Raw genomic sequence first — 23,522 nt, forward strand, 5'->3', positions numbered from 1 at the left:
TCCTAATCATTTTTAAACACAGATTTATGATTGACATTTTCACTTTTTCAACACAAATTATGAAACATCAAAATTAAAATACATCTCAAAACGTATCATAAATGGAGTTTTTACCATGTTAGAGTTAGACAGCAACTCAAGCACAATGGATTATCAAGATACTGAATCAACTCATAATCCTATTGCCATCAAAAGCTTAGCTTCACTGGTGTACGGCCAGGAATACACAGCGCAAGCCGATTTACGTACGGTTTATCATGCCATTAGCGGTGAAGCGGTTTATCAGGTCGGCAGTCAGGGCATCGATACCCAAGCTGTAGTCAAGTATGCCAAACAAAAAGGCGCGACTATCGCCACATGGACCTTCCATCAACGTGCCAATGCACTGAAGCAAGTGGCACAGTATTTGATGGAGCGCAAAGAAGACTTTTATGAACTTGCCAAGGCGACCGGCTGTACCCGTAAAGATGCCTGGATTGATATTGAAGGCGGGATTGGCACCTTATATGCCTATTCGAGTTTGGTGCGTCGTGAACTGAGTGATGAAACAGCATGGGTCGAAGATGCCTGGATTCCTCTTTCTAAGCAAGGTAGCTTTGGCGCGAAACATATTCTGACGCCTAAAGCCGGTGTTGCCGTGCATATCAATGCCTTTAACTTTCCAATCTGGGGCATGCTGGAGAAAATCGCTCCTACGCTACTGGCAGGCGTACCCTGTATTGTCAAACCGGCAACAGAAGGTGCCGAGCTGACCCATGCCGTGGTCAAAGCCATTCACGAAAGCGGTTTCTTGCCAGAAGGTTCACTGCAGCTCATTTGCGGACAGGTTTATGATTTGTTTGATTATTTAAATCCTCAGGATACGGTCACCTTTACCGGTTCTGCATCAACCGGGCAAAAACTGCGTTCGCATCCACACTTAAATGCCTACTCGATTCCATTCACTATGGAAGCAGATTCGGTCAATAGTGCGATTTTGACGGCGCAAGCCAATGATGAAACGATTGATTTATTTGTTCGTGAAGTTTTCCGTGAAATGACCAGCAAAGCCGGACAAAAATGTACTGCCATTCGTCGCGCTTTTGTTCCAGCCGAGCTGCTGGATACCGTGCAAAGTCGTCTGATTGAAAAACTGAAAAAAGTGGTTGTCGGTGATCCGGCTCAGGAAGGCGTGACAATGGGTGCTTTGGCCAGCGTCAAACAGAAACATGATGTCGCGGCAAAAGTTGAACAGCTGAGTCAAGATGCAGAGATTATATTCGGTAGTCACTTGCGTCAGGACTTTAAGATTCAAGTACAAAATACTGAGAAGTCTGCATGTTATCCACCAACAGTCTTGGTCTGCAAAGCACCGGCTCAGGCAGAAAATATTCATAAAATTGAAGCCTTTGGACCTGTAGTCACTTTAATGCCATATACTGACCTGGCTCAGCTGGCTGACCTGGTGGCACGTGGCGAAGGTAGTCTGGTAGCATCCATCGTACGCAATACCGATGAAAATATTGAACAACTGCTCAGCAAAATTGCGCCATGGCATGGCCGTGTCCATATTCTGGATGCTGAAAGTGCCAAAGAAAGTACCGGACATGGCTCGCCACTACCTTTGCTGGTGCATGGCGGACCGGGACGTGCCGGTGGCGGTGAGGAGCTCGGTGGCTTACGTGCAGTGAAACATTATATGCAACGGACTGCAATTCAAGGTTCCCCGAATGCCATGACCCAAGTCGGTCATAGCTGGACGGCTGGTGCTCAGGTCTTTGAAGACCGTGTGCATCCATTCAAAAAATCATTTGATGAATTGCGTATCGGTGAGCGTTTACTGACTGCACGACGTAGCGTGACCGAAGCCGATCTGGTGAATTTCGGCTGCCTGAGCGGTGATCACTTTTATGCGCATATGGACAAAATTGCTGCGGCAGAATCACTGTTTGGTGAGCGCGTGGCCCATGGTTACTTTGTGGTATCTGCCGCGGCCGGTTTATTCGTCGAGGCTGCTCCAGGCCCGGTCATTGCCAACTATGGCATGGACAACTTGCGCTTTGTAGAGCCGGTGAAAATTGGCGATACCATTCAGGTAGAACTGACCTGTAAGCAGAAAACTCCAAAAGCACTGCGCGATCCGGCACAGAAACCACATGGTGTCGTGGTCTGGGATATTAAAGTCAAAAATCAGCGCAATGAACTGGTCGCAACCTATGATATTTTGACCCTGGTTGAGCGCGGCTAAACATTTAAACTCAAAAAAGGAATCATTATGATTCCTTTTTTTTCAATTCAAATAATATTTGTATCTATTCTTAAAAAACAGATTGACGTCAATCCAATTAAACTTTAGATTGATCAAACGCGATACAAAATAAAAATAATATATAAATTAAAAGTATCAAATAAATATCTCAAACGATCAGCACAGGATGTTGCATGATGAATGATAAATCGCTAGACATAGACATGGTTGAAAGGACGATTCAACCGCCCAATCAAAGTTTTGAGCCTACACCGACAGAAACGGCCGTGCCGCTGTCTGAACAGATTGAACCACCACCGGAAAGCAGCACCTACCAATGGTATGTGGTCGTCATTTGTATGGTGGCTTACATTCTGTCATTTGTAGACCGTCAAATTTTATCCTTAATGATTGAACCGATTAAAGCCGATCTCATGTTAAGCGATACCCAGTTCAGCCTGTTACAAGGCCTGGCCTTCTCTCTGTTTTATGCCATTATGGGTCTGCCCATTGCCGCGCTGGCGGATCGAAAGTCCCGGATTAAAATTATTGCGACCGGGATTGCATTCTGGAGCCTCGCTACAGCGGCCTGTGGTCTCAGTAAAAACTTTATTCAAATGTTTATTGCACGTTTGAGTGTGGGTGCCGGTGAAGCTGCGCTTTCCCCTGCCTTTTATTCAATCGTTGCCGATTTATTTCCGAAAGATAAATTAGGCCGTGCACTCGGTGTATATGCGATTGGTGCCTTTATTGGTTCGGGCCTAGCTTTCCTGATTGGCGGCTATGTGATTGGCCTGCTAAAAGATGTCAGCTTCGTAGCCTTACCCCTCATTGGTGAAGTGAAAACCTGGCAACTTACCTTTATGATTGTGGGTCTTCCAGGCGTATTACTAGCCCTACTCATGGTGCTGACGGTGCGTGAACCTGCACGTAAGGGTATGAAAGTCGATCAGGATGGCCAGGTCATTAAAGCCTCTTTCAAAAATTCGATCGGTTTTATCAAGACACATAAAAAGACCTTCTTCTGTCATTTTATTGGCTTTTCTTTTTACACCATGATGCTGTATTCGCTACTGGGCTGGGCACCCGCCTATTACATGCGTAATTTCGGTCTGGATGCGAGTCAAACCGGTTATATCCTCGGTACGATTATCCTGGTCGCGAATACTTCGGGAGCCCTGTTCTGTGGCTGGCTGATCGACTTCTTTTCAAAGCGTGGCTATAGCGATGCTGCAATTCGTACCGGTGCCATTGGCTGTGCGGCGCTGATTATTCCGAGTGTGCTGTTTACTCAGGTCGATAATATGCAGCTTTCATTTGCGCTGATTTTTGTGGCGATGTTCTTCTCCACTTTCCCGATTCCTGCATCGGCTGCTGCTACGCAAATGCTGACACCAAACCAGCTACGCGCACAGGTATCTGCCAAGTTCCTGCTGGTTTCAAACCTGATTGCCTTAGGCATCGGAACCACCGCTGTGGCATTAATAACGGATAAATATTTCCAGAATACCTTAATGGTTGGTAACTCGATCTCGATCGTCAATGCCATTGCCGGATTGATTGGTTGCTTCCTGTTGTACAAGGGCTGTCAGTATTATCGTGAGAGTATGAAAGTCGAGAAACTGGCTGATTAAAATGGCTGGATATCGCTAAATCATCCTAAGCTTCACTTTTAAAGGCCTTTAATCCACATTAAGGGCCTTTTTATATCAGCCCAAAAAGTTCAATTTTCAGGTTCTCAGATTTCAATTCCCATCCAGCCTAGACAGGCTGCCTAAAAAAACGTATAACACCGTTTTAAATTTACAGGTGTGCACCGTTGAAACTTGTGCTTGCTCCCATGGAAGGCTTAACCGATCCGATTATGCGTGATGTGCTGACATCCGTAGGTAGCTTTGACTGGTGCGTGACCGAGTTTATCCGTGTCACCGACTCTATCCTGCCCGATCATGTTTATCACAGTTACTGCCCGGAATTGCTCAATGATGGCAAGACGGCGGCGGGTACGCCGGTACATGTGCAGTTTCTGGGAAATAATCCGGAAATGCTGGCAGCAAATGCAGCCAAAGTTGCCGCGATGGGTGCACCGGCAATCGACCTGAATTTTGGTTGTCCTGCGAAAACCGTGAACCGTCATCGCGGCGGTTCCGTTTTACTGGATGAACCCGAAGTGGTACATGAGTTAGTCAAAGCCGTGCGGGATGCAGTACCGGCGCATATTCCGGTGTCTGCGAAAATGCGTCTGGGTTATATGGACCGCAACTTTATGCTGGACAATGCCCATGCTATTGAAGATGCAGGAGCATCTTGGGTGACGGTGCATGCGCGCACCAAAGCCGATGGCTATACCCCGCCTGCTTTTTGGGACCAGCTACAACCGATTCGTGAAGCACTGAAAATTAATGTGATTGCCAATGGTGAAATCTGGAACAATACCGATGCCAAACAGTGTCGTCTGGAATCCGGTTGCGAAGACCTGATGATTGGCCGTGGTGCCGTGACCACACCCGACCTGACCCAATGTATCCGTCAAAATTCGGATGCACCTTTGATGAACTGGAATGAACTGCTGGAACTGCAAATTCGTTTTATCAATGGCCCCGCCAAAACTGAGATCGGGATGGTCGGTCGTTACAAGCAATGGCTCGGCATGATGTCGAAACATTATCCTGAAGCCAAAGCCTTATGGGATGAAGTAAAGCGGATTAAAGTTCTGACTGAAATGACCGAAAAACTGAAAGCCTCAACTATGTAAATGCAAAAGCCTTTGAATGATTCAAAGGCTTTTTTTGATTCTATAAATCATTTTAAGGCTGCTTATGCTGTTTTAAGCTTTCTACATGTTTCCGATTGGTTTTCCAGGATTTTTCTAAAAGCTCTTTTTCTAAACGCAGTTGTATCCGTTTTAATTTTGTTTCAGAAATCATCTGTTGATCAAAACTTTTCACATAATCGGTCCAGCCTGCACCGCAAAATACCTCATTCGGCATTGGTGTTTTAAATACCGCATCCGGCATAAATACAATCACGGAATGCAAAAGATCTGGCTCCACAATATCAGTCAGTAATTGTTCCAGAACTTTGATGTGTTTATAGTTTTGATGAATCGGATTTTGAAATGTATAACTGTTTTTATAAATTTTCTGGGTCCATTGTTTCTGACGCGCGCTTGCAAAAATCCAGTCCTTATAGTTTTTGGTTTCAATCACAAAGATGCCATAAGGACTTAATAGCAGATGATCGATTTGTGTGGTGGCACCTGCTCCATCTGGAAGGGTCAAATCATTCAGCAGAATGTATTCAGGGTCTTTTAAATACAGTTTGACATGGGCAGCAACCGCAAATTCTCCTAATTTCCCTTTTAAAAATGGCTTAAATAATTTAAAAACAATCACGCCAAAGAACAGCAGAAAAATCCACCATACACTGGACCAGAGCGAACTTAATATCTGTAATGTGGAATGTTCAATATTCTAATTTTCATTTATTTTAAGACTTCGATCTTAATGCGTTCGCTCAATATTTAACAGAATTTCTTTTTTATCCAAACCACCGGCGAAGCCCACCAGCTTACCACTGCTGCCAATCACCCGATGACAGGGTGCAATAATCGAAATCGGGTTTTTCCCGTTGGCTGCACCCACGGCACGCACTGCTTTAACATTACCCACCTGCTCGGCAATATCGCGATAGCTTCGGGTCTGGCCATAAGGAATATTCAGCAGAGCCTGCCAGACTTTTTTCTGAAAATCGGTTCCGGCAAAGTCCAAAGGCAAGTCAAAAACATTGCGCTGACCAGCAAAATACTCCTGAAGCTGGCGTCTGGTTTCAATCAATACCGGATGCTGCGGATCTTCCACCAAGGTCGCCAGTTTCACCCGATTCGGCTGTTCACAATCCCAAAGCACAGCTACCAGTGCGGTGTCATTCGCGACCAGTCGTAACTGACCGACTGGAGAATCCATATAGAGATAACTTAAGTTCATGCTTACACCCTGTCCCGGATCAGCGGAGTTTATTTTCTATTTTAACTCAGTTCACCGAGACAGGCTGAAACAAATTATGAAGAAGATACTTTCATCAGCACCAGACCGGAAATAATCAATACTGCAGCCAGCATACGCATGGCCGATGTCGGCTCCCCCAGAACTAAAATCCCGATCAGAAATGAACCCACAGCCCCGATTCCGGTCCAGATCACGTAAGCTGTGCCTAATGGCAAAGTACGCATGGCATAGGCCAGTAAGGCAAAGCTGAGAATCATAAAGAAAATGGTGATGATACTTGGCGTTAATCGGGTAAATCCTTCGGACAATTTCATGGAATATGCCCAAACGATTTCAAAAACACCTGCGAATATAAGTGCAATCCAGGCCATGCAGCCCTCCTCTTTTATCTAAGAATCAGGCCGTCCTGACGATTTTTCCTGTGCATTTCAGCATGAAATAGACAAGGGAGGTCGTTCCTCCTACCTATAAAAAAATTTATAAAACCAGATTACGCACACCTGATTATTTTTACAAAACATGACTCTTAGAGATGCAACTTAACCTGATCTTACTCAAATCTTCAAGACATTTGTCGCTGCTGTTATTATGGTAGATATTCAAAATGATCATTCAGAAATAGCCCCTATGATCAGGCAAATTCAACAACAACAATTTCACAAAAATAAGTGCAGCATATCAAGTTATACACATCCATTAAATTTAAATAACGAGCAAAGAGATTATACAATGAAATACAATTTTAAGACCTATTGATCACTTTTTATTTAACATGATTATGAACCTATGATGAATAAACGACCCCTAAACAAGAGGGGTTGTAAGGTATAAAAAGAACCAGATTTGAGCTCTTTTTATACAAACTTCGTCTAAGGCATAATCAATCTGGCTACAAATGATTACATTTTACACAACATATCCATATGGTTACCCACATGGATATCTACACACTTATCCATAAAGTTATCCACATATTTATGTGCATACTACTTTTTAGCGATTAGAGTTGAACCTGACCGACTTTGGCTAATTCTGCACGCATTTCATCAATTACAGCTTTATAATCCGGCTTGCCAAAAATAGCAGATCCAGCGACAAACATATCCGCCCCCGCTTCGGCAATTGCACGAATATTGCTTGGGGTAACACCGCCATCGACTTCCAGCTGAATATCACGCCCTGAAGCATCGATCAGTTTACGGGCCTGACGCAGTTTATCCAAAGTCATCGGAATGAATTTCTGTCCACCAAAACCCGGGTTTACACTCATCAACAGAATTTGATCTACTTTATCTAATACATAATCCAGATAATGCAGCGGTGTGGCCGGGTTAAAGACTAAACCGGCTTTTGCACCACCCGATTTGATCAACTGTAAAGAACGGTCAATATGGTCAGATGCTTCCGGGTGGAAGGTAATGATATCGGCACCTGCTTCAAGGAAATCCCCGATCATACGATCTACCGGTTTCACCATCAAATGCACATCAATCGGGGCTTTGATCCCATAGTTTTTCAATGCCTTACAAACGCCTGCACCAAAAGTCAGATTCGGTACATAATGATTATCCATCACATCAAAATGAACAACATCTGCCCCTGCTGCCAAGACGTTCTCGACTTCTTCACCTAATCGGGCGAAATCGGCAGATAAAATTGAAGGTGCAATTAAATATGGCTTGGACATGGGAGAACCTGGCTAGCTAAAATTGGATTTTTCTCATTATAACAAATCCAGTCCGGCTACTGTGACCTTGATGTTGCAAGAATAAAACGCTGTGTAACGCTTTAAGGCTTATGAATGCCTTTCAATTTGGTTTAAAGTCCTGACAAGGATAAAAAGTTTAGAGGAGTAAGAATGCAAAGTACCGCCCAGATCCAGACTCAACAGGCGCAGCGCCTTGCCAAACGCCTGGCCAATCACTGGAAGCATAAGTTTACCATCGAAGAAACAGACCAGCAGTTCCTGATTCATTTTCCGAGTGCAGAGCTGATGTTAATTCCTCAGACTGAGCACTTGCTGGTGACCATCCAAAGTAGCGATGAATCTACCGATTTCGATAAACTGGAAAATGTGGTTCTGGATCATCTCATTCGCATGGGACAGGAAGATTTAACAGCAGACTGGCAAAGATAAGCGATAAAAAGCCCTGATGATCTTATATCTAGTAGGGCTTTTTTATATGAATAATGTTAAATTTAAGGCTGAAGCTGTACCGCATGAAACTGTAGATGGTCATCCATAAAACTTTGAATAAAGTAATAGCCATGATCATAACCCTGATGTTCACGCAAGGTCAGCGACTGGTTCACGACATCACAGGCCTGCTGGAACAGCGCCGGATTCAGCTGGCTATAGAACTGGTCTGAAAAACCCTGATCAATCAGGATGTCAGCGAATAAGGCCCCTTTCTCTTTAACCAGTGCAGTCGCATCATGCTTGAGCCATTCTTCACGGTTTTCACCCAGATAATTCGAGAAAGCTTTGTCTCCCCAAGGACATTGGCTTGGTGCACAGATCGGTGCAAAAGCCGAAACTGAACTAAATTTTTCTGGATATTTAAAAGCCAGAGTTAATGCACCATGTCCTCCCATACTGTGACCGAATATGCCAATCTTACCCGACTGAATCACAAACTCTTCAATGACCAGCGCATAGAGTTCATCGACGATGAAGCTTTCCATCTGATAATGTTCAGCCCACGGCGCTTCGGTGGCATTGATATAAAAACCTGCTCCCTGACCGATATCCCAGTGATCGCCTTCTGCCACAGCTTCACCGCGTGGCGATGTATCCGGTGTGATTAAAATCAGGCCCAATTGTGCTGCCAGACGCTGCGCATGTGCCTTAATCGCAAAGGTTTCCTCGGTACAGGTCAAGCCTGCCAGATAAAACAATGCCGGACAGCTATGACCTTCTAGGGCTTGAGGCGGCAGATAAATACCAAATTTGGTGGATGTTTTCAGTACTTTCGAATCAAAGCGATAAATCCGCTGTTCACCTTCAAAGCTTCTATTGTTCTGTACGAGTTCCATGGCATATTCCTTATGATTGCAGCATATCTGCTGATGACATTGATCTAAGGTGATTGTGTCATTGTACTGGTTTGCGGAAATAAACGTTGTTCCAGCTGTGGCAACATCAATTGCATATTCTTGCCAATCACCCATTGCGGTTCTGAAGGCTCGAAGCCTTGCGCTGATTCCCATTTTGCTACGGTATCTCTGGCCTGTTCGAACGCGGCTTGCAGACTGCTATTTTCACGCATCGCTTCATCAAAGAATGCACGGCCAAAATAGGTATAATCCGCTTCATTGGAGCAGCCAAAAGACTGACGGTCGGCTGCCGAAGCCGTAATCACCAGGGTATTGTCATTCTGCAGGGCCGAAGCAAAGCTGCCGGAAAAACAGGCCGAGATCACAATCACACGCCAGCGAATGCCTGCTGCATCCAGTGTTTCACGTAACCATTTTGGATCGACCTGGGCCAAATCTAGCGGCGCATTTTCCATTTCAAACACATTTGGCAGACCATGAGAGGTCATATATAAAAATAACACATCACTTTCACGGTTCATCTGCTGGCCCATACGGCGCAATGCCAGTTCCATACTGGTCTTGGAGGCAATCGGCAGGGTGGTACGTGTCGCCGGATGATTGACCAAAGCAATAGAACGGCCATAAGTGCCAAAACGGGTATCAAACTGCTCTTTAATCCGCTCAATTTCAGAATGAAATACATCCTGATAACTTGCGCCAGCCACGCCCATAAAATACCAGTGCGATTGGGCAAATTCACCGTATTCGATATTTTCCAGGGCTTTGTTCAGCAAAATTGGCTGCGCATAAAATGCATCTTCGGCAAAGCTCGGTGGAATTTCTTCGACTTTCCAGATCGGTTGATCTTTGACTGAAATTTGCCAGACCACCAGCGTAAACAGGGTCGCCAGCATAATCAGCGCACGCTCCCACCAAGGCCATTTTAATTCACGTGAAATTACCCAGACCACAGCCAGACTTTGCCAGACAAATAACATGACAAACAGGGTCGGAATATAGTCATAGAGGATATAAGGCAGATAGTCCAGATCGCCCAGATATTGAATCAGGCACTGGAACAGCATGATATGGGTATCTATAACCAACCATAACAATGCCGGCACCAGCATCAAACGCAGGTTATTGATCCGTTGCGACAGAAAGATACCCACAATCAGCGCAATAAAAGGCCAAAGTGCATAACTAATCAGACCTTGAGAGTTAAAATCTCCCATACGGCCTGAACTGAGCCAGCTAAATAGGCTGTTGGCACAACCACCCAGAATCCCCCAGAACACCAATTGCATGATCGATGGACGAACCAGTTGCAATGAACGCCGAGATCCCAGAAATAACCACATCCCGGCAATTTGGTTGCTCTTAAAATCGTGCCAAAAATTAATGGAGGGTTTAAAGTCGATCATAGAATTTCAAGGAGATCAGTGGCTCGCTAAGGTGCTGAATAAGTTTATGCTTGATAACGGTTTTATCAATGCCAATTGTTAAATATACAACAAATCCTTGCTTAATATTGAAACAATTATCTTATTCAGCCACAAGTTCATGCTGAAAATATGCATCAAAACGGCAGGCATCACCTTGCCATTGATGATGAGGTTCTTTTTCTGCCAAAAACACCGCCAGACGTGGACGTTTGACCACCACACGTTTGGCAATTTTTTGCGCCAATTCCAACAGGTTATCACCCAGATCCATTTCGCCATCTTCAGGCAAAAGCATGTGCAAGAGCTGCATCTGTTTTTTGACTTGCGCCTGTTTCTTGACCGCCTGCTGGTTCTGATCCCGCTGCGGGAACATCGGATCCAGATAGACCACATCTACAGTTCGATGCTGCTCGGCTTGCTGCTTCAGATAATCGGCTGAATCAGAAAAGACCAGTTGAATCCGTGATACGACTTGACTCAGGAATGCATCAGATTGTGCACGGGTATGGGTATCTTCAAGTAAAGTAAATAATATGGGATGTCGTTCGACCAGCGTGACTTGGGCACCTAAATGCGCCATCAATAAACTGTCATGTCCCAGACCCGCGGTGGCATCGATCAAGCTCGGTTTCTCGGCTAAATGACAGGCACGTGCAATCATTTCAGATTTTAAAGATGCACGTTTTAAACGTCCGGTCTCGGCTTGCCAGTCCGGTTGCATTTTCATGCCATGGGCACAAAGCCAAAGTCCATTCTCATCCACACATAAGGCCAGTTCAGGATTCAGACGAAAGAAACGTGCATTGAGTTTTTCAACCGTTTCAATTTCGACCTGCACCCCACGAGAAGAAAGCACAGCCCCGAAGTGCTGTGCTTTCTGTTGATCGTCAGATTCGGCATATAAGCGAATCGCGCTTACCATAATTTCCAACCTGTATAGGCAAATAATAAAATCAGCAGACCCGAAGCAATACGATACCAGGCAAAGATCATAAAGTCGCGTTTAGCGACATAAGCCACCAGCGCGCGGATGAGTAACAGTGCCGAAATAAAAGAAACCAGAAGCCCGACCCCGATCACGGCCCAGTCTTCAGTAGTATTTAGCACATCATAACTTTGATAAAGATCCAGCAGGCCGGCACCAATAATGACCGGAATACCCAGAAAGAATGAAAATTCAGTCGCGGCCTTACGTGATACACCTAAAAACATCGCACCGATAATGGTCGCACCTGAACGGGAGGTTCCCGGAATCAAGGACAAGACCTGAATCAGACCAATCCAGATGGCATCTTTAATACTGAGATCTTCAACTTCATGTGCACGAACTTGAGGCGGATGTTTTTCAATCCAGATAATGATCAGGCCACCCACAATCAAACCAATGGCAATAGCAATATCATTAAACAGAAACTGTTTGACCGTTTGCCCCAAGGTCAGTCCAATCAATATAATTGGAATCGAGGCCAAAATCAGGCCAATCCCTAAGCGACGACCCTGTGGCTCACCGCTGACAATCCCGGTTGCTGCTCCCCAAAGACGGGCCCAATATTCATAAATTACCGCTGCAATGGCACCCATTTGAATAGCAATGACGAATACATCACTCTTTTCCTTGGTCCAGAAATTCATTAATTCTGATGCCAAAATTAAATGGCCAGTACTGGAAATCGGCAAAAATTCGGTAATACCTTCGATAATACCCATGATTGCCGCTTTGAGTAGCAGTAAAAGATCCATGCTTTATCCTAATTAATTATGCTTTGCCTTGTTCAGGAATTTTTTTCCACGCGTTATCACGTAAATAGACCGGCAGCGCCAATTCTGCACTGACCCAGTTTTCTGTGTGTGCTGCTGCACGTGCGATGCTGGCAATATCCTGTGCGGTCGCATGCACATTTTTATACATTGAAGTTTCAGTTTGTACCAGCTCAGCACCAGAGCCCACCGGCGTAAACCGAACAGCCTGACTGCCTTCGGCATAACTTAATAATTGTTCTTCATCGACCGGCTGCATGATCCCCTCTGCATCCAGTTGATAGCTCGCGATATAAACTTCGCTCATGCGTGCATCTAACACGGCAGAAACTTCGCTTAAACCATGTACACGGTAAGCTGCCTGCGCCAAGGCCTGTAAAGTCGACACCGGAATCACCGGCACATCATTTGACCAGGCCAGCGCCTGCGTGACTGCGGCATTAATCCGCACGCCGCTAAAAGAACCCGGACCACGACTAAAAGCAATCGCGGTTAAATCGCCAATCGTCAATCCAAGATCTTGCAGACCTTGTTCAATCATTGGGAGAATCGTTTGCGTTTGTGCCTTGGCGCGCGCATCAAGCTGAAAAAATAGTTCTTGAGTATCATCGATCACAGAGACGGAACACTGCTCATTGGCAGTCTCCAATGCCAGCACTTTCATGCACAACCTTAATTCAGAGAATATAAAAAACGCGGATATAATACTCCACTCATATCCGCTACGCGAGATTTTCCCGAAACAGATACAAAAATGCCTAGAAAATTCTAGGCTTATCATGATTCTCTAGAACATCGTATTAAAGCTGAATTTGTTCCAGATCCTGAAATTTCTGAAAATGCCCGGCATAGTGCAGGGCACTCATTTTCAGCTTTTGAATACTGTCTTGATCCAGCGTTTTCACCACTTTGCCCGGTGAACCCATCACCACCGAATTATCCGGAATGATCTTGCCTTCAGGAATCAGGGCATTGGCACCAATAATACAATTCTTGCCAATCACCGCATGATTCAGAATCACCGCCTGAATCCCGATCAGGCTGTTATCACCAATGGTACAGCCATGTAGCATGGCCTGATGTCCGATGGTGACATAATTTCCAATTTGCATCTCAATACCGGCATCGGTATGCAGCACAGCATTTTCCTGCACATTGCTGAAATCACCCAGTTTGATTTTACTGTTATCTGCCCGTACCACAGCACCAAACCAGATGCTGACCTGCTGCCCGAGTTCGACTTGTCCAATTACTGTTGCCGTTGGTGCGACCCAGCCATCCCATGGCTGCTGTGTAGCAGTCGGTGTGTGTCCCTGAAATTTATACAACATTGATAAAATCCTGTTCAATGGTTAAAAAAATTTGGAGCGTTTAAAACTTGGTGAATTGAGCAGGAATGGCCAGTCTTTTTTATAATCCAATCCATACTGGAACAAAGAAATCAGCATACGTGCCGTCAATCCCCAGACCACTTCATTTTCTACCCGCATACTTGGAAAATATAAAGATTGCTGGGCAAAGCGGACTTCATAAGGTGTGGGCGTGGCTTCAAGCAAATGTTGCAATGAGGCAAAGAAAATCCGGTCGATTTCCGTTGGTTGCGGAATCAGCTGCACTTGCGGCGGAATCAGCCCGACAATCGGCTTAACCAGCATGCCATTACGGGCTTTCTGCATGGGCAAGTCCCCCATCAGCTGCACATCAAAGGGATTTAATGCCGTTTCCTCATAGGCTTCTCTTAAAGCCACGACAATATTGCTGGTATCTTGTGGATCGCGCTTGCCACCCGGAAACGAAACCTCTCCGGCATGATTATTCAAATAGGCCGAACGGCGGGTCAGCAATACTTTGGGATCAGCTTCATCGGTGATCGCAATCAACACGGCAGCATGCGCAGATCGAATACGCCTGGAAAAGCGTAATCGTTGCTGCAACTTTTGTGTCAACTCACGCGCATCCATTCTTTCAGCCCTAGCCATGATCATAATTTCATCATAGCTGATTTTTGATTCAGCGGGATAGAAATGATGCCAAATTTTGATTTTTCAGTTATCCTGAGCTTACTTTTATCATTGATGATGAATATGAACTTCTGTGTGAATTGTGGACATAAAACGACCGAAAAAATTCCTTTGGGCGACCAACAAATCCGCAGCGTGTGTAATTCATGTGGCTCTATTCATTATATTAATCCAAAAGTCATTTGTGGCGCGCTGGTACTCTGGGACAATAAAGTCCTGCTGTGCCGCCGCGCCATTGAACCGCGTTACGGTTTATGGACTTTACCTGCCGGCTATATGGAACTGTTTGAAACCATGGAGCAAGGTGCTGCACGGGAAACCCGTGAAGAAGCTGAAGCCGAAGTGGAGATTGAGCAGTTGTACTGTATGTATAACATTCCGCGTATTGGCCAGATTTATGTGCTGTTCAAAGCCAATCTGATTGATGGAAAATTTGGTGCTGGTGAGGAAACCATCGAAGCACGTTTATTCGATGAAGCAGATATTCCGTGGACCGAGCTGGCTTTCCCAAGTGTAGAACATACACTAAGACATTATTTTGCAGACCGTAAAAATAATATTTTCCCGATGCATTTAGAAACCTTAGGTTCGCGTCTGGATCATACCGGTTAAATCCAATAGATTGAGCGCGCATAAAAAAATCCCATACGCAGATGGGATTTTTTTATTTATGGGACATTACGCTTTAGCTTTGACGCGATAACAATCTGCAAGTTTAAACTCAACAGACCCACCGCTTCGTTTGGCCAGACCAATATCGTCAGGCGTTTCATCCTCATTATTATTGTTATAAATTTTCTGGAAACTGGCATAGGTATTGGCCCATTGCACGCCGTCTCCGACCGAATTCAGGAAGGTGACCCGCCCATTCTGACCGGCAGCAGTATCCAGTACATTGGACAAATTCAGCAGAGCACCGCCAATCACAATCGAATCATTTGAATTTGGTGAAGACTGGATGCGTGAATCGACCCCAACCAATGCACCATTCAAATCCCCTAATTTTACATTGGCCAAAATCAGACGCATCGAAACCGATTTATCACGAACAAATGCACGGCCTAAAGTTCCAAGCCGGTATTGCTGTACGCCATTCAATAATAAATTGTTATCAAGCACATCGCCCTCACAGCCTGTTATTGGGTCGGTCGCAAGATTATTCTCAGATTGCATATTGGTTCGCACATCACCATTACTATCAATCACAATCCCCAAAGTGACTGGACTGACCGTCGTATCACTAAACTTAAACTCCAGATTGGCATACATCGGGAAGATATACTTCTCCCCACTGGCTACATTCTGCTCTGTTTTAAATACCGCACGATCCAGATAGCTGATTGGAAAAATTTTATATAAATCAACACTTCCATTATATTGATCACCATCCGCATCCAGACGCCATGCCCCTAAACTGGCTTGATCAGATGCATCCAGCTGTGTTTTCCCAGTGACCATCTTATAAAAAGCTTCTTTACCCGCAATCACATAATCATTCAGCAAACTGCCCCGATACAGTTCAAGTGGCGTAGCGTTATTTGCGACATTTAAACGATAAGGTGCAGTAATCGTTTTGCTGGTAGGATGAATCCATGAACTTTGCGGATCGGCCGTCATTTGTGCAGGTTTCACATTACGAATGAGTTCAGCATTAATTCCACCCAGTGAAGATAGATTTTTTGCGGGCAGTTTTAACTGGCTATCACGCCATTGCAGGCCACTGCCAAAGGTATAACCCTGACGGTCTGTGATTAGCATAAAATGACCAAATAGATGTTTGGTATTCTGATCTTTAATATCACAAGGTGTTTTATTGCATCCCACCAGTCCATCTGAACCCGACTGGATGCTACCAATCACACCGGAGGTTGAAAATAGTGAAAATTCCGGCTGATAAACCGCGGCATTGGCAATGGTTACCAGTTTTTTCACTGTAGCAAAAGCAGCTTCATCAGAAATCTGGTCAACATCGATAAAATCCTTAATTTTTGTGGCGAAGTTAGCATCCGTCAGACTGATATTTCCACTCACTTTAGCCAAGTCTTTACGCATTTCTTCGGTAATATACAAAGGCTGCACATCCGTTGGATTCACAATACGGCCTTCTTGTATCGCCAGAGCTTGCAGAATTTTCACCAGACGCATGGCAACCTGAACTGTAGGATCATTCTGATCTAAGTTATTTACCTGACGTCCAGTAATTCCTTTTGCAATATCGACCACACTTAAACGTGGGAGCTGAGTCTGGGTACTAAAGGTGGCATAATCGCTCAGCTTAAGTTTGCCGAGAGTAATTTTGCTTGAACTAAAACTCTGAATATAAAATTCAACCTCATCCGTCTTTTGACAGGTTCCGGATGCCACGCCAGCATTACTATCAAATAGAGTAATGAAGGTATTTTCTTTATCGCCACTACAATTAAAATTCAAGCCATCCAGCGGATATTCAAGCCCCCATTCCACACAATTATCTGTCCCTGCTGTACAGGTTCCATTGGTCGTGGCTTCATTATTTTTTTCTGGAATCACATTGGCACTCTCCCCACCACATCCTGCGAGTGCAGCCAAAAGTGTAGTTAAAGCAAATGGATATAATATTTTATTTTTCATCTTGTTATACTCGAATAGTCCTTATCGAATGGCGACTAATTTTAGTTGTCCATAATTAGTGAGCATCTTGTCTTCAACATCGATTGCTGAGGCTAAAGGCGTCAATAACACATACTCACTTTGCGCAGGGATCTGAATAATGCCTTCAATACGCTCATGTTGAATAATATTTGCTTGTCCTTCCTGGTTTTTAAAACCACCCGCTCCTTCCAGAACACAGCCTCTATTGTCTAAAAAGACCACAAAAGGCCAATAATAAGTAGGATTTTTTTGGCGTGAAGCATAAGAGTTAATCTGAATATTCTTGATATCAGACTGTAATTGCACGACTTCAAAATCAAACTCATCTGCTTTCAAAGGCGCACGAGGCCATAAATTGACTTCTTTTTTAAGGCTGATCTGTTTGGCTTTTTTGATTTTTTTGTCATTAAAGCACTGTTTTCCCAAACTCTCTCTAGTTTCAGCTTGTGAAATACGGTAATAACTTTGTGCCAGCACCACTGGACCTGTATCCAGTGTAGGCGTTTTAAATAAGGATTTTAATACTGATTGGCCAAGCCCTTTTTCACGCTCAATGGTCTGGATTCGGGTAGAGCCGATATTTTTATCTACCACGCCCTCGGGCATACTGTAGAAACGTTTCCTGCCTTCTAGATTAAATTCTTTATTCTCAAGATATTCACTGTCCACATAGTCCACGCCTTCAATCTGACTGAATCCGGTTTTCTGTAGCATCGGGCTTGAAGCGGGTGTCATGGCCTTAGGCATTTGAGTCAATTGGGTTTCAGATCTTATTAATGGCTTAGATTCTGTCAGTTCTTTCACAATCTGCGGTTGTACTGGTTGTACTGGTTGTACTGGTTGTACTGGTTGTACTGGTTGTACAACCAGATTATGGTCTGACTTAAGTTCTGCTGGTCTATTTTCTAGGGCTGATACTGTTTCTAAGTTTTGCTTTACAGGAGGTGACTGAACCACTGCAACTGCTATTTTTTTCGATGCTAGAGATTTTTCTTCTGTTTTTTTCTGTGGGTTATGATTACGTGGCACGACTAATGGTCGCCCATCTGGACCAATAATGGTAATAAATTCTCTGGCGCTTGTATAAAAAGATAAGGGTACCAGACTTAATGCCAGTACCACTTTCAATCCAATTTTTTCTGTCTTGATCATTTCTTCCTTACCAACGAGTGCGATAGTTCAAACCTAAAATGGTAATCTTGGTATCTGTTTTCACGTTTAAACCTGCATATGGGTTTAATAACAGGTTATTCACGCCGGTCTGGTTGGCTAAACTACTGGTATTTGCTGGAATTTGATCTTTACTGCGCAAGAAACCAATCGAGAGATCCAAATCAGTATCTGCATCAAAACGATAACCCACACCTAATCCAAATAGCTGTGCACCATTAATAGGAACCATCGTATTGCGCTTATTTTTTGGAATAGCGCTGGTTCGTGGCTCATAACCTGCGCGAAGTTTTAAACGGTCGGTGGCGGAATACTCCATCCCGATTCCGAAATTCCACGGCGATTCGAATCCCATCGGCAAAGCCAACGTGGAATCAGTGACATTAGCAGACAAGATTTTGGCAATTTTTAAGGCTGAAATGGTACGGTCAAACTCGAACTTAAACTCATCCCAAACCTTGTAGTCTGTCCAGCCAATATCAAAATTTACCTGCAAATCTGGCATGACTTTATATTTGATACCTGCCTGAAAATGCGCCGGATATTCAAAATCCATCGACACCAAACCAGACTCACTGGATGGAATATAATTAGGAAACCCAAGAATTGCTGCCAGAATCTGACCCGTCGGTGAAGTCATTAAACCCTTGATCATTTCCTGTGGTGCTTTAGCATTATCAATATGATATTTACCTTTTAAGCGCATTTTTGCCGCACTTTGGTAGACCATACCAAAACTGAAATCTTCGCGTGGCTCCCACAATATCCCGAGGTTATAGCTTGGGCTTAAGTTTTGCTCAAGCTCCAGTTGCATCTGACCAAACTTGCCAAATGGGTTCATTCCCTCATCCGCATTACAGATCCCCAGCAACAGAATATCGGTAATAATGTCGGAGTTTTCTTTAAATGGTGTACAGACAACTTCATCGATCATACGCAACATCCCGATCAGCTCATTCGGGAAACGTAAATCTGTTTTCATCCCAATGGCTTGATAGGACATTCCGACAGAAGCACCAATGGACAGTTGGTCATTGACCTCATAACCAATCGATGGAGACAGGTAAGTAATCCGCTCCAAAGCAACTTGCTGGCCCATAAAGTTTGCCGGATTACCATCTTCATGACCGAAACCAGCGACTAAAGGCGCATATACCGCTGTTGCATAGGTCGCTTTAGAACCAGGCGGGTTATAAGCAATCCCCATGGTGGGCGCAGCCAAAGGGAGACCTTCGCCTAAATCCACCATCTTTTTCAGAAAAGGGACATACAGGCTGACATATTCCACATCACCACTGACCGGCCCTTTAAAATCAGTACATAAATCAGATGAAACTTCCGGTCCATCATTACAGACGATAGGGTCATCAGAATAGCCAAATACGTTATATCCAGCCGGCACTGTAAACTCCCGCTGGATATCAAAATTCGCCACAATAATCTGCTGTTCGGTTTGCAAACCATCAATTTTAGTTAGAGCAGCCGGGTTAAAGTGAATGGCATTGACTCCCGGGGGATCCGCCGTAACTGCATTCCCCATGGACAATGCACGTAAATCAACCGAAAGGTTGGTTCCCAATTGTGCAAAGGTATAACTTGAACAGCCCGCAAGAATAATTCCTGTTAATAACGGGCTAAGTCGAATGTTTTTCATACGACACCCCTATTAACTGATTTTTTTACCAAAACCTAAAATATCAAGCGGGAATGACAACCCCAACGAAACATCAGGCGCATCTTCGGTCAGCCCTAAGCCGACGGTACCATTTACAATCGTTTCTGGAGAGACTCGCACCCCTAATGAAATTGCCAAGGTGGAACTGGTCTGATCCGCGGCAGAGTAGCTTTCTCCTGTGTTATAGCTAAACTCAGCTCCCGTATTAAAGCTTTGCTGATAGGACATGGTCATCGAAACGTCATAGTTAAATGAGTATGCGAAACCGAATGCAACCCCCCCACTAATCCCCGGTTCAAACTCTTCAATAATGCGATAACCGCGACGCTGGTTCAGGCCTGATTCTTTAAAACCATAGTTTGCAGAAACGGAGGCAAACAGCACGACCGGATCGATGTATTTACGTGTACTGGCACCCACTCCTGCTGAGTAATAGCCCTTCCCTGCTGCCAGATCTGTCGCTGCATTGATTTCATAAGGACTGTCGCCCGTTTTTGTTGATAAATTACCAAATAAAATTAAAGGTAAACGGCCAGCTTTTAATGGAAATGGTTCCCAGCGTGCCCCAACACTAATATCACCTAGTCCGGCAGTCGAAGTGTCTTTTAACAAGTCGGTCTTGGCCACTAAAGGCAAGGATGCAGTTAAGGTCAGGTTATCTTTCACCCCATATTGGAATGTGAAAGTATTGGTCAAACTATGCGTGGCATTCTCTTGTACACGAAGTTGATATAGTTGACCCTGAGCCATTTCAATATCAAGTTGAGTGTCACGATAGTAGGTATAATCGATATCGTAATATGATGAAATATCACCTTTTTTAATGAGTGAGTACTGACGTTCATTTGAAGTAAATACTTCTTCCAGATTAGCTGCCTGGGTAGCATCACCTTCCTGTTTCTGTAAAGCTTGGGATGCATCTGCTACTTGTTTAGTCTGAGCCTCTACCGGTGCGGCAGTTTCACTCACTGCTTCTTCAGCTGTTTCATATCCACCGAGTTCCGGCTCTTGTGCAGCCTGTGTTTCCACTTGCTCAGTCTGGGCCTGTACAGGTACAGCAGTTTCAACAATAACTTCCTCATCAACCGTTTCGTATTCACCCAGTGTCGGCTCTTCTGCAGCAAATGCAACGCCCATTACCATTTGAATGCTCAGTGCCAAGAACGTCTTGTTCATCCATTTACTGTTCATATCCATTTCACCATTTTAATTTTTATTACTATTTTTCGTTTTATTTATTCTTGTAATACAATCTCAGGAAATTATATTGATATTCTCCAAATTTTTCTGATTCTATATTACGATTACGGTCCATACGGATCGTCGAGGCTTTATCGGCAATTTTATCCATATAGAACTGTGGATACTGCATGTCGACCAAGGCATAACGATTAATCGTGGCATCTTCCACATGGCGCATGTCGGCTTCTTTCAATGCCAGAAAGTTTTTACGATATTGTTCAGGGACATTAATCAGGAATAATGTATTATTTTCCCAAACATCCTGAAAACGCCGCTCGTCAAAACTGATATTACCGAGTGCTGGATCTGCAACATACACCCGGCCATTTTTATAGCCTTTATAAACTACGAAATGTTTGAATCCGGCATAAGAAATTGGAACAATAGCAGGCTGATCTTGATTAACTAAATCTTTGAACTCTCCTCGATAGCCTCCGCTTTCTAGCCCTAAAGCCGAGACAAAGCGCTTCATATCAAGTAAAGAGAAACTGCGGCGTTCAATAATTTTATCGGTTTCGCCGAATTTCATCAGTCCATTCATGACTTGCTGTTCATCTAGCTGTGTACCGATATAACCATTAAGTAGGGTGGTAAGGGCGGCTGAACCACAACTATAGTCATAGGCTTGACGTACAATGCCCTGAAATTGATCCAGAAGTGCAGGCTTTACTTGTACAGCTTCACGGTGCATACGCACAAAAGAGTCATTTCTTGAATCAAGAACTTCAGTATAGTGAACAGCGCCATTTGGCTGTTTTTTGATATCCAGAGCTTCTTTGGCAGCATAATACATCAATGCCGAGCCCAACGCGATCTCTAACATAATTATTAACTTTTCTTATAATGGGCATGATGTGCCTATTTTTCTTTTTATAGAGCATTCACTCTACTTCCTTGTAACTAGAAAGATACCTTCTTTTTCAAAAAAATACAGCATTTTTTTTATTTTTTGGATAAATGATTCAGTCATAAAAAAAAGCGCGTGTAAACACGCGCTTTTTTTTATGAAGACTAGTGACCAGAAATCGTAATAATTGCACCTGGTACATATACTTGTGGCGCTGGACTATAATAAGTCTGCATTCCTTGAACTTCCATATCACCAATTGATGCTGCGTTACGACTACCTAAGTGAATACCTTGTACATAGTTATCATGCGCACCACTTGTGCTGACAATACGAATGAAGCCATCATTTGCAGCTGACTCACCAAATACACTAATACTTTGATTTAAAGTTAAATCTTTAGAATTAGCATCTGTAAGCTTGATACTCTCGATAAAGATTTCACCCGGACCAGACGTTGTTACACCTGCAGCAACTGTTCCACCAGCTGTTGAATTATCAAGAATACCCAAGTTATTGATTGTCAAACCACCAATCATAGTCGCATTCAACTTGATCATCGCACCTTGAGGTGCTGCACCCAATTGAATATTTGCAGACATAGGACCTGTTTTAAGAGTTAAGCCCGACAAAATGTCATTAACTTTGCCTTGACCACCACGGCGAATAGTATTTGCATTAGCAGCGGGTTCATCACCAGTGGCTTGCACACCAATTTTACCGATATTGATGTCTAAGCCCGAAACTTCAGCTGCAATGTTAATGAACGGATCGCCACCGCCCGCATCTGAATCAATCGTTAAATCTGCTAGGTTACGAGTAGTTAGTAAGTAAGCCCCATTGTCATCATAGTTTGCCCCAATGACAACACCATGGTTTTCATTCTTGTCACCCGCTATACCATTACCATAAATAACAATAGAACCTGCAGTTGTTGTACCCCCCCAACCTGCAGATGCTGGCGTACCTAATGGGTTTTGTGCTGAAGGTGGTACCGGACCTGTTGCAGTTGATGGCGAAGTATAACCATCTGTATCATGAATGAATAACTTTTCAATTTCAATTTTTGAAATACCGATACCAATACTAATACCGTCTTGACCCGTTGTTTCGCTTAGAGATGCATCATCCATAGCTTGCATCGCCATCGCATTGGCACTAAATGCAACTGAAGTCGCCAGAACTAATTTTGTGAATTTTTTCATTGTTTACTCTCCCAAGAGTAGTATTTTTTTGGTTGTGAATCACTCAATGTTCACGCTGTATTTTTTATTTTCTGACAACGCAAAGCATCTTTCCTTGAGTAATTTGCTTGCAGAACTAAGTTATCTCCGAGCAATCATTTGATCAACTGTTGTTGGTCGCAATCCAATGCTTACCGATAAACGGTATTTGATGATTTAAAAATATTTTCCTGTCTTCTTGATATAAAATAGCGAGTCATATTGAACTCTGCTTAA

22 protein-coding genes are annotated in these 23,522 nt (G+C 43.9%); 5 read left to right on the forward strand and 17 right to left on the reverse strand.

Annotation, left to right across the window (positions count from 1 at the left end):
- Positions 1 to 115: 115 nt before the first annotated feature.
- The 3 genes from paaZ (at position 116) to FTU90_RS03915 (ending at position 4,982) form a co-directional block, all read left to right on the forward strand.
- The gene (paaZ, locus tag FTU90_RS03905) at positions 116 to 2,227 is read left to right on the forward strand and encodes a phenylacetic acid degradation bifunctional protein PaaZ (protein ID WP_180071962.1); all 2,112 of its coding nucleotides are present in this window, start codon (positions 116 to 118) and stop codon (positions 2,225 to 2,227) included.
- A gap of 194 nt (positions 2,228 to 2,421) precedes the next feature.
- Positions 2,422 to 3,861: an MFS transporter gene (locus tag FTU90_RS03910; RefSeq protein WP_180071963.1), complete on the forward strand. Its 1,440-nt coding sequence runs from the start codon at positions 2,422 to 2,424 to the stop codon at positions 3,859 to 3,861.
- Between the two features lie 185 nt (positions 3,862 to 4,046).
- Positions 4,047 to 4,982, forward strand: coding sequence for a tRNA-dihydrouridine synthase (locus FTU90_RS03915; RefSeq protein WP_005095890.1), 936 nt, complete (start codon positions 4,047 to 4,049; stop codon positions 4,980 to 4,982).
- A 52-nt stretch (positions 4,983 to 5,034) separates the two neighbouring features.
- On the opposite strand, the gene FTU90_RS03920 is transcribed toward FTU90_RS03915, so the two are convergent.
- The 4 genes from FTU90_RS03920 to rpe form a co-directional block, all read right to left on the reverse strand.
- Positions 5,035 to 5,697, reverse strand: a complete 663-nt coding sequence (locus tag FTU90_RS03920; protein ID WP_159138583.1) for a nuclease-related domain-containing protein — start codon at positions 5,695 to 5,697, stop codon at positions 5,035 to 5,037.
- Positions 5,698 to 5,730: 33 nt separating this feature from the next.
- Positions 5,731 to 6,213: a methylated-DNA--[protein]-cysteine S-methyltransferase gene (locus tag FTU90_RS03925; RefSeq protein WP_005095887.1), complete on the reverse strand. Its 483-nt coding sequence runs from the start codon at positions 6,211 to 6,213 to the stop codon at positions 5,731 to 5,733.
- A gap of 74 nt (positions 6,214 to 6,287) precedes the next feature.
- Positions 6,288 to 6,605, reverse strand: a complete 318-nt coding sequence (gene sugE / locus FTU90_RS03930; protein ID WP_005095886.1) for a quaternary ammonium compound efflux SMR transporter SugE — start codon at positions 6,603 to 6,605, stop codon at positions 6,288 to 6,290.
- Positions 6,606 to 7,234: 629 nt separating this feature from the next.
- A complete protein-coding gene (rpe, locus tag FTU90_RS03935; protein WP_005172476.1) occupies positions 7,235 to 7,921 on the reverse strand; it encodes a ribulose-phosphate 3-epimerase in 687 nt (228 codons plus the stop codon).
- Between the two features lie 171 nt (positions 7,922 to 8,092).
- Here rpe and FTU90_RS03940 point away from each other — a divergent pair, with 171 nt between their 5' ends.
- Positions 8,093 to 8,371, forward strand: a complete 279-nt coding sequence (locus tag FTU90_RS03940) for a DUF2218 domain-containing protein (protein WP_005095882.1) — start codon at positions 8,093 to 8,095, stop codon at positions 8,369 to 8,371.
- 62 nt (positions 8,372 to 8,433) lie between these two features.
- Here FTU90_RS03940 and fghA read toward each other — a convergent pair whose 3' ends face one another.
- From fghA to FTU90_RS03975, 7 genes are all read right to left on the reverse strand, one after another.
- Entirely contained in the window at positions 8,434 to 9,270 is an 837-nt protein-coding gene (fghA, locus tag FTU90_RS03945; protein WP_074384094.1) for an S-formylglutathione hydrolase, read from the reverse strand.
- Positions 9,271 to 9,314: 44 nt separating this feature from the next.
- A complete protein-coding gene (locus FTU90_RS03950) occupies positions 9,315 to 10,697 on the reverse strand; it encodes a C13 family peptidase (RefSeq protein WP_159138551.1) in 1,383 nt (460 codons plus the stop codon).
- A 121-nt stretch (positions 10,698 to 10,818) separates the two neighbouring features.
- Positions 10,819 to 11,640 (reverse strand): class I SAM-dependent methyltransferase, encoded by an 822-nt coding sequence (locus tag FTU90_RS03955; protein ID WP_100328964.1) that lies wholly within the window; start codon positions 11,638 to 11,640, stop codon positions 10,819 to 10,821.
- On the reverse strand, positions 11,634 to 12,458 hold the full coding sequence (locus FTU90_RS03960) for an undecaprenyl-diphosphate phosphatase (RefSeq protein ID WP_005095875.1): 825 nt from the start codon (positions 12,456 to 12,458) through the stop codon (positions 11,634 to 11,636). Before FTU90_RS03960 ends, FTU90_RS03955 begins: the two co-directional genes overlap by 7 nt.
- 16 nt (positions 12,459 to 12,474) lie before the next feature.
- Complete coding sequence (gene tsaB, locus FTU90_RS03965) at positions 12,475 to 13,140, reverse strand: tRNA (adenosine(37)-N6)-threonylcarbamoyltransferase complex dimerization subunit type 1 TsaB (protein WP_005095873.1); 666 nt, start codon at positions 13,138 to 13,140, stop codon at positions 12,475 to 12,477.
- A 136-nt stretch (positions 13,141 to 13,276) separates the two neighbouring features.
- Complete coding sequence (locus FTU90_RS03970; RefSeq protein WP_373683528.1) at positions 13,277 to 13,804, reverse strand: gamma carbonic anhydrase family protein; 528 nt, start codon at positions 13,802 to 13,804, stop codon at positions 13,277 to 13,279.
- Positions 13,805 to 13,828: 24 nt separating this feature from the next.
- Complete coding sequence (locus FTU90_RS03975) at positions 13,829 to 14,437, reverse strand: CoA pyrophosphatase (protein WP_005095870.1); 609 nt, start codon at positions 14,435 to 14,437, stop codon at positions 13,829 to 13,831.
- 123 nt (positions 14,438 to 14,560) lie between these two features.
- Between FTU90_RS03975 and FTU90_RS03980 the strand changes: the two genes are divergently transcribed.
- Complete coding sequence (locus FTU90_RS03980) at positions 14,561 to 15,109, forward strand: NUDIX hydrolase (RefSeq protein ID WP_167381261.1); 549 nt, start codon at positions 14,561 to 14,563, stop codon at positions 15,107 to 15,109.
- A gap of 66 nt (positions 15,110 to 15,175) precedes the next feature.
- Here FTU90_RS03980 and FTU90_RS03985 read toward each other — a convergent pair whose 3' ends face one another.
- The 6 genes from FTU90_RS03985 to FTU90_RS04010 all read right to left on the reverse strand — a co-directional run bounded on the left by FTU90_RS03985 (position 15,176) and on the right by FTU90_RS04010 (position 23,267).
- On the reverse strand, positions 15,176 to 17,107 hold the full coding sequence (locus FTU90_RS03985) for a hypothetical protein (RefSeq protein ID WP_159138550.1): 1,932 nt from the start codon (positions 17,105 to 17,107) through the stop codon (positions 15,176 to 15,178).
- 21 nt (positions 17,108 to 17,128) lie between these two features.
- Entirely contained in the window at positions 17,129 to 18,280 is a 1,152-nt protein-coding gene (gene filE / locus FTU90_RS03990; protein ID WP_180071964.1) for a putative pilus assembly protein FilE, read from the reverse strand.
- Between the two features lie 7 nt (positions 18,281 to 18,287).
- Positions 18,288 to 19,952: an OmpP1/FadL family transporter gene (locus FTU90_RS03995; RefSeq protein ID WP_005095864.1), complete on the reverse strand. Its 1,665-nt coding sequence runs from the start codon at positions 19,950 to 19,952 to the stop codon at positions 18,288 to 18,290.
- 12 nt (positions 19,953 to 19,964) lie between these two features.
- The gene (locus tag FTU90_RS04000; RefSeq protein WP_159138548.1) at positions 19,965 to 21,170 is read right to left on the reverse strand and encodes a hypothetical protein; all 1,206 of its coding nucleotides are present in this window, start codon (positions 21,168 to 21,170) and stop codon (positions 19,965 to 19,967) included.
- Between the two features lie 34 nt (positions 21,171 to 21,204).
- The gene (locus FTU90_RS04005; RefSeq protein ID WP_005095859.1) at positions 21,205 to 22,038 is read right to left on the reverse strand and encodes a C39 family peptidase; all 834 of its coding nucleotides are present in this window, start codon (positions 22,036 to 22,038) and stop codon (positions 21,205 to 21,207) included.
- Positions 22,039 to 22,226: 188 nt separating this feature from the next.
- A complete protein-coding gene (locus tag FTU90_RS04010) occupies positions 22,227 to 23,267 on the reverse strand; it encodes a DUF6160 family protein (protein ID WP_159138547.1) in 1,041 nt (346 codons plus the stop codon).
- Positions 23,268 to 23,522: the final 255 nt, after the last annotated feature.

Source organism: Acinetobacter sp. YH12200 (genome assembly GCF_013418175.1).
GTDB lineage: Bacteria > Pseudomonadota > Gammaproteobacteria > Pseudomonadales > Moraxellaceae > Acinetobacter > Acinetobacter pseudolwoffii.